The organism is Vibrio sp. SCSIO 43133 (assembly GCF_023716845.1).
GTDB lineage: Bacteria > Pseudomonadota > Gammaproteobacteria > Enterobacterales > Vibrionaceae > Vibrio > Vibrio mediterranei.
In genome coordinates, this window is sequence record NZ_CP068025.1 from 1,155,469 (window position 1) to 1,168,739 (window position 13,271).

10 protein-coding genes are annotated in these 13,271 nt (G+C 44.1%); 5 read left to right on the forward strand and 5 right to left on the reverse strand.

The window, feature by feature from the left end; translation table 11 throughout:
• Positions 1–85: 85 nt before the first annotated feature.
• A complete protein-coding gene (locus tag JKJ11_RS22090) occupies positions 86–1,222 on the forward strand; it encodes a BamA/TamA family outer membrane protein (protein ID WP_006070362.1) in 1,137 nt (378 codons plus the stop codon).
• 71 nt (positions 1,223–1,293) lie between these two features.
• Here JKJ11_RS22090 and JKJ11_RS22095 read toward each other — a convergent pair whose 3' ends face one another.
• The 3 genes from JKJ11_RS22095 to ohrR form a co-directional block, all read right to left on the reverse strand.
• Positions 1,294–2,211: a DMT family transporter gene (locus tag JKJ11_RS22095; protein ID WP_038227399.1), complete on the reverse strand. Its 918-nt coding sequence runs from the start codon at positions 2,209–2,211 to the stop codon at positions 1,294–1,296.
• A gap of 229 nt (positions 2,212–2,440) precedes the next feature.
• On the reverse strand, positions 2,441–3,355 hold the full coding sequence (locus tag JKJ11_RS22100) for a LysR family transcriptional regulator (protein WP_006070360.1): 915 nt from the start codon (positions 3,353–3,355) through the stop codon (positions 2,441–2,443).
• Positions 3,356–3,361: 6 nt separating this feature from the next.
• The gene (gene ohrR / locus JKJ11_RS22105) at positions 3,362–3,817 is read right to left on the reverse strand and encodes a transcriptional regulator OhrR (protein WP_239921482.1); all 456 of its coding nucleotides are present in this window, start codon (positions 3,815–3,817) and stop codon (positions 3,362–3,364) included.
• A gap of 105 nt (positions 3,818–3,922) precedes the next feature.
• Here ohrR and ohr point away from each other — a divergent pair, with 105 nt between their 5' ends.
• The 3 genes from ohr to recQ all read left to right on the forward strand — a co-directional run bounded on the left by ohr (position 3,923) and on the right by recQ (position 7,881).
• A complete protein-coding gene (gene ohr / locus JKJ11_RS22110) occupies positions 3,923–4,345 on the forward strand; it encodes an organic hydroperoxide reductase Ohr (RefSeq protein ID WP_031493924.1) in 423 nt (140 codons plus the stop codon).
• A 270-nt stretch (positions 4,346–4,615) separates the two neighbouring features.
• Complete coding sequence (nagB, locus tag JKJ11_RS22115; RefSeq protein WP_031493925.1) at positions 4,616–5,416, forward strand: glucosamine-6-phosphate deaminase; 801 nt, start codon at positions 4,616–4,618, stop codon at positions 5,414–5,416.
• A 332-nt stretch (positions 5,417–5,748) separates the two neighbouring features.
• Positions 5,749–7,881: a DNA helicase RecQ gene (gene recQ / locus JKJ11_RS22120; RefSeq protein WP_252039208.1), complete on the forward strand. Its 2,133-nt coding sequence runs from the start codon at positions 5,749–5,751 to the stop codon at positions 7,879–7,881.
• 323 nt (positions 7,882–8,204) lie between these two features.
• Here the strand turns inward: recQ and JKJ11_RS22125 are convergent, their stop codons facing one another.
• Together JKJ11_RS22125 and JKJ11_RS22130 are read right to left on the reverse strand one after the other, a co-directional pair.
• Entirely contained in the window at positions 8,205–10,391 is a 2,187-nt protein-coding gene (locus tag JKJ11_RS22125) for a malate synthase G (protein WP_006070355.1), read from the reverse strand.
• 113 nt (positions 10,392–10,504) lie between these two features.
• Entirely contained in the window at positions 10,505–11,458 is a 954-nt protein-coding gene (locus tag JKJ11_RS22130; protein WP_038222008.1) for a LysR family transcriptional regulator, read from the reverse strand.
• Positions 11,459–11,631: 173 nt separating this feature from the next.
• Between JKJ11_RS22130 and JKJ11_RS22135 the strand changes: the two genes are divergently transcribed.
• A complete protein-coding gene (locus JKJ11_RS22135) occupies positions 11,632–13,230 on the forward strand; it encodes an isocitrate lyase (protein ID WP_006070353.1) in 1,599 nt (532 codons plus the stop codon).
• Positions 13,231–13,271: the final 41 nt, after the last annotated feature.

Genomic DNA, 13,271 nt, shown 5'->3' on the forward strand with positions numbered 1-13,271 from the left:
ACTTAGGAAGACCAGAATCCTTTATAGAATAAAGGAAAAATAGGGAGTCAACTTTCACCTAATAGGCCTAACTAAGTAGCAAAACATGCAAATACCTAATAGAACCCACCTATTCGCTTTACTGTCACTACCACTTGTTTTCATTTCAAAAAACACCAGTGCGGGAATGATGGACAGTTTTATCGACCCTACGGACGGCAGACTGGATGGCAGCCAATTTATCTTGGATAACGCCGCTGGTTTTTTGCCAGTTCCCCTTACAGTCACTGACCCAGCAGTTGGCGTCGGTGGTGGTGCAGCGCTGCTTTTCTTCCACGAATCAGACGAACGTAAAGCGAAACGCTTGGCCGGTGAAAAAGTTGAAGATATTCCAGCCAGTGCTTCCGGGTTGATGGCGCTTGGAACAAGCAACGGCTCCCATCTTTATGGTGGTTTTCATTCTGGCAACTGGCGTAACGACAAAATCCGTTATCTTGGCGGTTTGTTTGGCGCACAGTTCAACTTGAAAATGTACGAACAAGATACCCCTCTCGATCTAAGTTTAAAAGGATTGTATTTCTTTCAGGAGATTGATTTTCGATTAGGAGAGTCAAACTTCTTCCTTGGTGGCGCTTACAGCTATATGTCTTCGACATCGACCTTCGACCAATTGAATGAGCTAGCATTAAACTCTAGAGATGGACGAGTGGGCATTCGAGCGATGTACGATAGTCGCAACAACCAGTTTTCTCCAAGAGAAGGGACTAAAGCGGGTATCAAACTGGATTACCATAGAAAAGCCTTCGGGGGTCAATTTGACTACCAAAAATACAATGCTTATTTCCTCAACTACTCGAGACTTTCATCACAATGGGGGCTAGGCCTGCGCGCAGATGTAAAATCTATTTCGGACAACGTTGACCCACGAGCAGAAGTGTACGCCAAACCATTTATTGAAATGAGAGGCATAGCAGCCATGCGTTATCGTGGCGACAATACGGCCTTGGGTGAAATCGAACTGAGCTATGACATTGATAATCGCTGGACGATTCTTGGATTTGCTGGTGCAGGTACTGCATTCAATCATGATGAAAGCATCTCTAGAAGCAAAGTATATTATACCCAAGGTGCCGGTTTTCGATACTTGCTTGCCCGTCAGCTTGGTTTGCGTATGGGTATCGACGTCGCAAAAGGACCTGAAGAGTGGACAACCTATATTCAGTTCGGTAGCGCATGGAAATAAACCTTTCCTCCGCTATGTCTAATGTGGCTAGATATGGCTAGTTGGGTAACCAATCTAGCCACAGTGATATCTTAGTTTGCCTGTTTCATACTGTATACCGAGTACAGTACTAAGCATAACCCAACGGCGTGATAGACAGTAAATGCCTCACCTAGAACAAACACCGCCGCTAATGCCGTAATGCCGGGACCTATATTTGAGGTGACACTCAATTCGGTCGCGGTTAGTCGTGCCATTCCAGCTGCGATAAGGTAAGAGGGAAGCACTGTGCAGAAGATTCCTAATATAATACCCAGCAAAATTAGAGGAAACGACCAGTCACTCGGACTAATCCCTGATAAGGACAAATGCACTAGGATCGCTAATCCGGCGCTACCCATACCAATACTGGTAAACAGCTCGCTTCCTATCTTACTTATGATGTTTTTACTTAACATTAAGTAAGCGGCAAACACGATCGCCGATGCTATAGCCAAGCCACTCCCCTTCCATACTTCTCCGCCAAAAGACTGTAAGTCGTGAGCGATAATAAAACCAATACCTAAATACCCTATACCAACGGCTTTAAGCACAAGCTTGGACGGCGCTTGTCCCAAAAATACCCAAGAAAATAGCACCACGAAGCTGGGGAATAGGAATATAAGTAACCGTTCGAGTTGAGCACTGATGTACTCCAATGCGGCTATATCTAGATAACTGGCAACGTAGTAACCTAAAACGCCTACTAATGCAGCTTGCCAGCCATGACGTCTAACGTGCTGGCGCTTTTCCGCTGAGCGACAAAGAATACAAAGCACCAATAAATAAAAAGGCAGCGAGCTAAATGCGCGCAACGACATGATGGTTGTAGCATCGCCACCATATTGAAAAGCGATTTTAATCAATATCGGCTTGAGTGAGAAAAGCGCCGCTCCAGATAAAGCGAACATTAACCCTTTAACATATTGGGGCTTCGATGACGTTTGGGATGATTCTATCGCGTTGCTCATTCTTACTCCCTTTCAATAAAGGCTACGAGAATAAGCGGTGTGGACTGGCTACGCTTTACTCGTAGCCAGGCACAGAAAAACCTACCGAGCTACTGGTATATCGAGTAGAAGCCAGAGGTAGTTAGACTGTGCACACATATGAATTTCCTTAGTGATGAAATAACAGACTATTTCATCACCTATCAATATGCAACTGCCAATACGGTTTTCATAAACAAGCAGCTAAGGGTTAAGCGAGATTTCGAAGATAATTACATAGCCATGCGATGGCATGATCGTTAATGCTAGCTCGGTTCCACACCAAACTGTATGCCACCTTACCGTATTCAAAAGGCAAGGGTTTTGCTACCAATCCTTTTGCTTGAAGCGCAATATCGGCCCATTTTTTAGAGCAAGTAAACAGCAAATTGGATTGATGACACAGTACAGCTGCTGCACCGAAGTCTGAAACATTCACTTTTACATCTCTAGCGCGATATTTCTGGCGTAGAGTCTGCTCAAAATAAGGGCGATTAAGTTCGGCATCTGAAATACCGATATGCTGACTATTTAGGTAATCATCAATTGTCAGTTCACGTCCTGCTAACGGGTTGTCAGAAGACATTAGGCAAACCAATTCATCTTCCAGAATCACTTCCCAAATCAACTCTTTGGTATTGGTTGGGGCTTGGCTCACATCGTGAGGGAGAATAATGAAATCTACTTGGCCACTGTGCAAAGCGTCGAAGCCAAATCGAGCCTTTGTCATGATTTGGAGTTTGGCCTTTGGCGTGCACTCTATGGTCAGCCGCGCCAAGGAATGCGCGAACAACTCAAAAGTGCTTTCTCTCATCGATAGGCTGAATCGGCCTTCAAATGAGTTTGGTTCAAATCGTGTTTGGTTCAATAAACCGTTCATACTTGCCAGCATAGAGTGAATCAATGGCGCGATTTTTACGGCATAAGGGGTTGGCGTGAGTTGAGAACCATCACGGTAGAACAATTCATCGTCTAATATTTCACGTAACTGAGTGATGGTTTTGCTCACACTGGATGGCGTAACCGACAGTACTTCTGCTGATTTGGTGACACTGCTTGTGTCAAGCATGACATGAAGCGCCAGAAGGTGCTTAAAGCCTACTTTTGATAATCCTTCGATATCCATCAAGTACTAATCCATTAGGTTATTGGTCAATTGTTCACAGATTCGTTTTAATGTCAGCGCGTCTTCCAGTTCCAATTGAGCCTTACATGCAATGGAGTTGGGGACTGACATGGCTTTTTCACGCAGAGCAAAGCCCTGTTCTGTGACAGTAATCATTCTCGCACGCTCGTCTGTTTCACTGCGTTTTCTCTCCACAAGCCCTTTCTGTTCAAGTCTTTTAAGTAAAGGAGTGAGCGTTCCAGAATCCAACTTCAAGTCTGCACCAATGTCTTTAACGTTCATCGGGGCTTTCTTCCACAATACAAGCATGGTCATGTATTGCAGATATGTCAGGTCAATCTGTTCCAAAATTGGTCGATAAGCTCGCGTCAGTGCATTACTAGCGCTGTAAAGTGCAAAGCAAACTTGCTTATCGATATCTAATGACTCTAGCTGGTCGAACTTCATATCTTTCCAAACCATTTATTTATATTGCGCACAATATACTTGCAATCACTCTTATTTGGCAATATGATTTGTGCACAATCTAATTACACACAATCATTATTAATACATAAGGAATGAATCATGTCTGCACTTTATACAACTTCTGCTACCGCTCTTGCTGGACGTAACGGACAAGTGACTACAGATGACGGTCTATTAGATCTTGCGTTGTCATATCCTAAAGCACTTGGCGGCACGGGAACGGCGACTAACCCAGAACAGCTTTTTGCTGCTGGTTATTCAGCGTGTTTTTCGAACGCAATCCTTCATGTTGCTCAGCAGCAGAAGCTTGGCCTAAAAGCGGCGCCGACAAAGGCAACGGTTGCATTAAAAGCAAACGAACAAGGCGGATTTGTTTTGGATGTTGCGCTTGATGTGACATTAGATATGGAAGATGCCGCTGCTATTGAACTGGTTCGTGTTGCGCACCAAGTATGCCCATATTCAAACGCTCTACGAGGCAATGTCGATGTTGCAGTTACTGCAAACGGTCAAGCTATCTAAAGAATTCTAGAGGGTGCATCGCGCCCTCTTAGCTTTTCCCCTCAAAAATGACCTAGCTTACGCGTCGTAACCACTTTATTTACCTATCGAAATTTTTAACTTTCATCCCTTTCACTTTGTCGATTTTGTCGACATAAAGCTAATGAAAAGCGATCCCGATCAAGAAAAATCGCAAAATTCACAGAAAAGTAATAGCCGACTCGAAAAACTTATTTTATAATGCGAATTAATGTTTCAGAACAAACTAAATTCTATTATTAGGGGATCAACATGAGACTTATTCCATTACAAAACGCAGAACAAGTAGGTAAGTGGGCAGCACGCCATATCGCAGAGCGTATCAATGCATTCCAACCAACTGCTGAAAAACCATTTGTTCTAGGTTTGCCAACTGGTGGAACACCTCTTTCTACATACAAAGAGCTGATCGCACTATACAACGCTGGTGAAGTAAGCTTCAAAAACGTTGTTACTTTCAACATGGATGAGTACGTTGGTATCGACCCTGAGCACCCAGAATCTTACCGTTCGTTCATGTACAACAACTTCTTCAATCATGTAGACATCCAAGAAGAGAACATCAACCTTCTTGACGGTCTTGCTGATGACATCGATGCTCACTGTGCTGCGTACGAAGAAAAGATTCGTTCATACGGCAAGATCAACCTATTCATGGGTGGTGTGGGTATTGATGGTCATATCGCATTCAATGAGCCAGGTTCTTCTCTAGCATCTCGTACTCGTATCAAAACTCTGACAGAAGATACTCGTATCGCTAACTCTCGTTTCTTCGATAACGATATCAATCAAGTACCTAAGTACGCACTAACTATCGGTGTGGCGACTCTTCTAGATGCAGAAGAAGTAATGATCCTAACTCTAGGTCACAACAAAGCACTTGCTCTACAAATGGCAGTTGAAGGTTCTGTAAATCACATGTGGACAGTGACAGCACTTCAAATGCACCGCAAAGCGATCATCGTTGCTGACGATGCAGCTCAGCAAGAGCTTAAAGTGAAGACTGTTCGCTACTTCAACGAACTTGAAGTTGAGAACATCAAAGGTCTATAAACCAACTTTTTGAACAAGGGTAATGGAACTTTTTAGTTACCCTTTGTTCTAAAAAGACGTCACTTGCAACAAAAAGTGACTAGCAATGGAGTGCTAACGTATTCCAAAGCTCCGTATAAGTCGGGCTTATATGCCAAGCTAAGCCCGACTATCTCTTCTTCCCCTTCTTTCCTACTTAATCCGTTTTTTTGATTTCTAAACCATCGACTACAACTTTTATTGCATCCTTTCATTGAGTTAACCCGAGTAACCTCAAGTGACAACAGACTGCGCTTGAAAACGATCGTCACGATTGAGAAACTGTGTCGACCTATCCGAATATAGCCAAACCAATGACTCCACAACAATTACTCAAATCCCTTTTTGGTTATGATGAGTTCCGTCATCAGCAAGAGTCCATCATCAACACTCTTATATCAGGAAACGATGTACTAACCTTAATGCCTACTGGAGGCGGTAAATCGATCTGTTATCAGATCCCTGCCATTTTGCGGCAAGGGGTTGGGATTGTTGTGTCACCACTCATTGCTTTGATGCAAGACCAAGTCGATGCCCTTCATCAGATAGGTGTAAAAGCCGCATATTTAAACTCAACTTTAACGCCCTATGATCAGCAGATTGTCGAACAACAGCTAAGATCTGGGGATATCGATATTTTGTATGTAGCTCCAGAACGACTGATGCTGGAGCGAACGCTTGGTCTGCTAGAGCAGTGCCATTTATCATTATTTGCCATTGATGAAGCACACTGCGTTAGCCAATGGGGACACGACTTTCGTCCTGAATACCAAAAGCTAGATGTCCTAAAGCAGCGCTTTCCTTCTGTTCCACGAATAGCACTTACCGCGACTGCGGATAGTCGAACACAGCAAGAAATTATCGAGCAGCTGGCCTTGGAGAACGCCGAGGTCTTTGTTCACAGTTTTGATAGACCGAACATTCAATATCACGTCTCAGACCTTAGCAATGCCAAGCAAGAACTCTGGTCATTTATCCAAGCTCATCATCCTGAAGATGCAGGTATTATCTATTGCCTGTCCCGAAAAAAGGTGGAAGAAACAGCTCAATGGCTCAACGAGTTAGGTAAAGTTGCCCTCCCTTATCATGCGGGTATGTCTGCGGATCAGCGAGCGTTGAATCAACAAAGGTTCTTACGAGAAGATGGCATCATCATAGTTGCCACGATTGCGTTTGGTATGGGGATTGATAAGCCTAATGTACGTTTTGTTGGACACTTAAGCCTGCCGAAGAGCATCGAAGCCTATTATCAAGAAACAGGACGTGCCGGACGTGATGGTCAGCCAGCCAATGCCTGGATGGCATTTGGCATGCAAGATATGGTATTACAACGCCAAATGGTGCAAAACTCCGACGCTTCGGAGCAATTCAAATTTACTTCCATTCAAAAACTCAATGCACTGCTGGGCTACTGCGACCTTGCTACTTGTCGACGCCAAGCACTCTTGGCTTATTTTGGAGAATCCCTGGAACAGCCGTGCGGTAACTGTGATAACTGCCTTACACCACCCGAGACTTGGGATGGACTCAAAGCGACTCAAAAAGCACTTTCTACCGTGTTTCGTACCGAGCAACGCTTTGGTGCCAGCTATTTAATTAATATTCTACTTGGCAAGTCAGACCAAAGAATTGAACAGAACCAGCACCATAACGTCTCTACGTTCGGTATCGGCACCGAATTAAATGCGAAACAATGGCAAGGCGTATTTCGTCAATTGCTTGCCATGAACCTGCTAGAGGTACATGGCGACCATGGCAGTCTCCGCTTGACCGAACATTGTCGACCATACTTAAAAGGTGAAGCCCCCATACAATTGCGAAAGCTTCGTAGTTCTAATTCAAAAGCTCGCTCTAGCACTAAAGGTCGCCGTACTGGACTTTCAACAGGAGACATCAAACAGTTTGATGTATTAAAACAGGTGCGATCATCCTTAGCGACAGAGCAACAAGTTCCGGCCTATATCATTTGTAGCGACGCGACACTAGAAGCGCTGTCGATTGAGAGACCTCAACAACTTAACGATCTGCATCAAATCTCCGGTTTTGGCGAGACTAAAATCAGTAAATATGGTCAGCGCTTTATTGATGCTATCGAGCCCAAAACAGAACAAGAAACCGTCTTAAATGAGACTGAGCTTGAGTCACTGACACGACTTCAACAAGGATTAACGCCTGACCAGATTGCGACTGAGCGGAATATAAAACTAGCAACGGTATTGGCTCATTTAGCCAAAGCGATAGAAATCAATGCCTGCCAACTCGAACAAGTCGTCGATATTAGTGAGGCAGAGTATGACACCATCACAACAGCAGCAATAAGTTTAAAGACATTGCAAGATTACAAACTCAAGCCACTTTATGAGTACCTTGAGCAGAACTACGACTATGCGGTTTTGAAGTGTGTAGTAGCAAAAATCTCATCAAACGCAAAAAATTCTGTGAAATAAAAATGAAAAATCAGTTTTCAAGTTTGCTATTCGCTTTACCACTTTAGTCTAATGTTCCAATAGGAGTGGTGAATATATGATCAAACTGTTTCTACATCACTATGTAGCCAACGATCCTTAAGATTTTTGTATTGGGAGACTCAGCCCTCCCGAGTTTACTATTACTATCTTTCACACCGAGACTATGTTCTCGGTGTTTTTTTATCTGTCATTTTTCCACCCGACGTTCAAAACCCTTTATCGCAAGATAAAAAAAACCGCGCTATAAAGCGCGGCACCTTGGGCTCGGTTTAATTGGGGGTGTATCTTTTATAGTTGATTGTTTAGTGTTGGGTTGCTTTTAGCTTCAAACGCATCGCATGAAGAACAGGTTCCGTGTAACCATTAGGTTGTGCACAGCCTTCAAATACAAGCTGGCATGCGGCTGAAAACGCAATGCTACTTTCAAAATCAGGCGCCATATTTTTGTAGTTAGGGTCACCTGCATTTTGCTCATCAACAACCGCCGCCATACGCTTCATGGTTTTCATAACCTGCGCCTCATCACAGATGCCGTGACGTAGCCAGTTGGCGATATGTTGACTAGAGATACGTAGTGTCGCTCTATCTTCCATCAGGCCAATATCATTGATATCAGGTACTTTAGAGCAACCAACACCTTGGTCAATCCAGCGTACAACATAACCTAAGATACCTTGCGTATTGTTATCTAACTCGCTTTGAATGTCTTTCGCCGTCAACTTTTGATTGCCTAGTAATGGAATCGTCAAGATATCATCTACATTCGCTCGAACCCGCTCGCGTAATTCTTTTTGGCGGCTAGGCACACTCACTTTATGGTAGTGCAGCGCATGGAGTGTTGCTGCTGTTGGTGACGGAACCCAAGCGGTATTAGCACCAGCTTGCGGGTGACCAATTTTAGCTTCCATCATCTTGGCCATATTATCAGGCTCAGGCCACATCCCTTTACCAATTTGCGCTTTACCTTGCAACCCACAGGCAAGACCAAGGTCGACGTTTTGATCTTCGTATGCACCAATCCAAGTCATACTCTTCAGCTGTGCTTTAGGAGCGAAGGGACCAGCTTCCATACTGGTATGAATTTCATCACCAGTTCGGTCTAAGAACCCAGTGTTAATAAACACCACACGATCTTTCGCAGCGCGGATACACTCTTTCAAGTTAACCGATGTACGGCGTTCTTCATCCATGATGCCAACTTTGATGGTGTATCTCTCTAAACCGAGGGCATCTTCAATACGACCAAACAGCTCATTGGTAAATGCTACCTCTTCAGGGCCGTGCATCTTAGGCTTAACGATATTAATACTGTTAGCGGTTGAGTTTTGATACTTGCTGTTACCTTTTAAGTCATGCATTGCAATTAACGATGTAATCATGCCATCCATAATACCTTCAGGCACTTCATTACCTTGCGCATCAATAATGGCCGGGTTCGTCATCAAATGACCCACATTTCGTATAAACAACATACTGCGGCCTTTGAGCGAAATTTCTCCGCCAGACACGCTAGTATAATGGCGGTCAGGATTAAGACTACGAACAATGGTTTTACCATTTTTCTCAAGCGATTCTTGTAGATCGCCTTTCATCAGCCCTAACCAGTTTCGATAGGCAAGCGCTTTGTCTTCACCATCCACTGCAGCTACTGAATCTTCGCAATCCATAATCGTAGTAAGTGCCGCTTCTACCAGCACGTCCTTAATACCCGCAGCATCAACACTTCCAATAGGAGCTGTCGGATCGATTTGAATCTCAATATGCAGATTATTATGCTTCAACAAGATGCAAGATGGTGCGCTTGCATCCCCTTGGTATCCAATGAACTGATCACTGTCGATCAACGTAACTTCCTCACCGTTTTCCAACGTTGCGGTTAACGTATTGCCGATACTGACGTTGCTGATACTGTATTTAGTCACGTCTTTATGAGAAACACCATTTAGCGGTGCTGCTTCATCAAGAAACTCTCGGGCATAAGCCACCACTTTTGCTCCACGAACCGGATTAAAGCTTCCACCTTTCTCTGCACCATCATTTTCACTGATGACGTCTGTTCCATAAAGCGCGTCGTAAAGACTTCCCCAACGAGCATTAGCAGCATTCAAGGCAAAGCGAGCATTCATAATAGGAACAACCAACTGAGGACCTGCTTGCGTCGCAATCTCAGGTTCAACACTGGCAGTGGTGACTTGGAAGTCATTGCCTTCTGGTACTAGGTAACCAATCTCTTGTAGGAACTGTTTGTATTCTGCTGCATCTATTGCATGCCCTGTCCGCTCTTGGTGCCAAGCGTCAATCTGATGCTGTAGATCATCACGCTTAATTAACAGCGCGCGGTTTTTAGGCGCTAAGTCTTTAAGAATGGACTCAAAAGATTGCCAAAAGTCGTCAGCATTAATGCCAGTGCCTGGCATCACCTGTTCATTAACTAATTGGTAGAGGGTGCTATCAATGTTCAAGCTTCCCTGTTGAATACGATTGCTCATAAAATCTCTCTCGAATTAATCGATGACTATTCAATAAATTTACGTAACAGACGAAAATTTAGCTAATTTATGCCATTTATAGTGAACATTCACATAATAAATATCCAAATTCACTACTCTGTTACACCACTTTCTAACTCGTTTGCCACACTCTTAATCAAGCGTCTCATCCATTGGTGATCCGGATTACTTTGCAGAAGTGGGCTCCAGGCCATCTTCACTTCAAAAGGCTCAATCGCAAATGGTGCTGGCTTTATCAGAAGCTTAGGATTATGACGCTGAAGCTGCGCCGCTTTGGTTGGAATGGTAAGGATCAAGTTTTTCTGTTGGGCAAATAGGATGGCCGACAAATAGTGTCGAGTGAACACCGTAATGTTGCGGGTCTTACCAATACGCATCAGCGCTTCATCAATCCAACCAAGCTTTTGCGCCTCACTGGGATTAATCCCAACCCCAGTCCCCATCCCGGTTTTACTCACCCAAATGTGTTGTGCTTTCAAATACGACAACAAGTCAAAATTATCTGCAATCGGGTTATCGCAACTGAATAAGCATGAGAACCCGTCATGCCATAAGCTCATTTGGTGGAAAGACTGAGGAATATCATCAAAGCGGTTGATGATGATATCCACCGTTCCTTGCTCTACATCTTGGTAGCTAACATCACTAGGCGTCATGATATCTAGACGGATTTTCGGCGCTATTTCACTTAGCCGTTTAAGCAAAGGTTGGATGATGGTGGATTCCGCATAGTCACTTGCCATGATGCGGAACACGCGTTCACTGTCATCAGCATGGAATTCCGTGGTCGGCTGTAGTGTCTTTTCAACGTTTGCCAAGATATTGCGAATCACTGGTTGCAGCTTTTGTGCACGCTCTGTCGGTATCATTCCCTCGCTCGTTCTAACCAACAACGGATCTTCAAACAGATCACGTAATCGGCGCAAACCATTACTCATGGCGGGTTGGGTAATGCCCAACTGATTTGCTGCTCTGGTGACATTTCTTTCCCGTAGCAACATGTCTAAATACACAAGCAAATTAAGGTCTATACGAGCAATATTCATATAAAAAATACCGAATATAATAACTATAAATTAACAAAATTATCACACATGCGGCTACGATTTGTCCATAACAACAAATTAAACGGGTCGTCCCATCTGAAACATGAAGCCCTCGGAGAAAGATGACTAAGCCATTTGGCCAATAATATCCAACGTGAAACTAAGGAATAGTTATGTCGCAAATCACTCAAGATATCGAAATGATAGAAGTTGCAAAACGCGCTGCTGGTGCTCCATGGGATGCTATTAATCCAGAATCTGCTGCTCGCATGCGTGCTCAAAACAAATTCAAAACGGGTCTAGATATCGCGCAATACACAGCAGATATTATGCGTGCTGATATGGCGGCCTACGATGAAGATAGCTCTAAGTACACTCAATCATTGGGTTGCTGGCATGGTTTCATCGGTCAACAAAAACTGATTTCTATTAAAAAGCACTTCGGTGGTAAAACCGACCGTCGCTACCTTTATCTTTCAGGTTGGATGGTTGCAGCACTTCGTTCAGAGTTTGGTCCACTGCCTGACCAATCAATGCACGAGAAAACGTCGGTTGCTGGTTTAGTAGAAGAGCTATACACATTCCTACGTCAAGCCGATGCTCGTGAGCTGGGTGGTTTATTCCGTGCTCTAGATGCTGCTCGTGAAGCGGGTGATGTGGATCTACAAGATTCTATTCAAGACCAAATCGATAATCACGTAACGCACGTTGTACCTATCATCGCGGATATCGATGCTGGCTTTGGTAACGCAGAAGCAACTTACCTAATGGCGAAACAGATGATCGAAGCTGGTGCTTGTTGTCTTCAAATCGAAAACCAAGTAGCGGATGAGAAACAATGTGGTCACCAAGACGGTAAAGTAACGGTACCTCACGCTGATTTCCATGCCAAACTTCGTGCACTACGTTACGCTTTCCTTGAGCTAGGTATCGATAACGGTGTTATCGTTGCACGTACTGACTCACAAGGTGCTGGCCTAACAAAAGAAATCGCAGTAGTTAAAGAGCCAGGCGACCAAGGCGACATCTACAACTCTTACCTAGACGTGGAAGAGATCGATGTAGCAGATATGAAGCAAGGCGACGTTTGTTTCAACCGTGAAGGTAAGCTGGTACGTCCTAAGCGTCTACCTTCAGGTCTATATCAATTCCGTCAAGGCACTGGTGAAGACCGTTGCGTATTTGACTGTATTGAGGCGATTAATGCTGGTGCCGACCTACTGTGGATTGAAACTGAGAAACCACATATTGGTCAAATCAAAGAGATGATGGACGGCGTACGTGAAGTTCACCCGAACGCTAAGCTAGTTTATAACAACTCACCATCATTCAACTGGACACTTAACTTCCGTCAGCAAGCTTATGATGCAATGGTTGAAGCAGGTGAAGATGTATCAGCATACGAGCGCGCTAACCTAATGAGCGCTGAGTACGACGAAACTGAACTGTCTAAGCGTGCTGATGAAAAGATTCGCACTTTCCAAGCGGATGCCTCTCGTGAAGCGGGGATCTTCCACCACCTAATCACGCTACCAACATACCACACTGCTGCATTGTCAACTGACAACCTAGCGAAAGAGTACTTCGGTGAGCAAGGCATGTTGGGCTACGTAGCCAATGTTCAACGTAAAGAAATCCGTCAAGGTATTGCCTGTGTGAAACACCAAAACATGTCTGGTTCAGACATCGGTGACGACCACAAAGAATACTTTGCAGGTGAAAATGCGTTGAAAGCAGCCGGTGAACTGAATACTTCTCACCAGTTCGACTAATTAAGGTGGCGATTTGCTCTCTACACACTCATGAGAGTAAA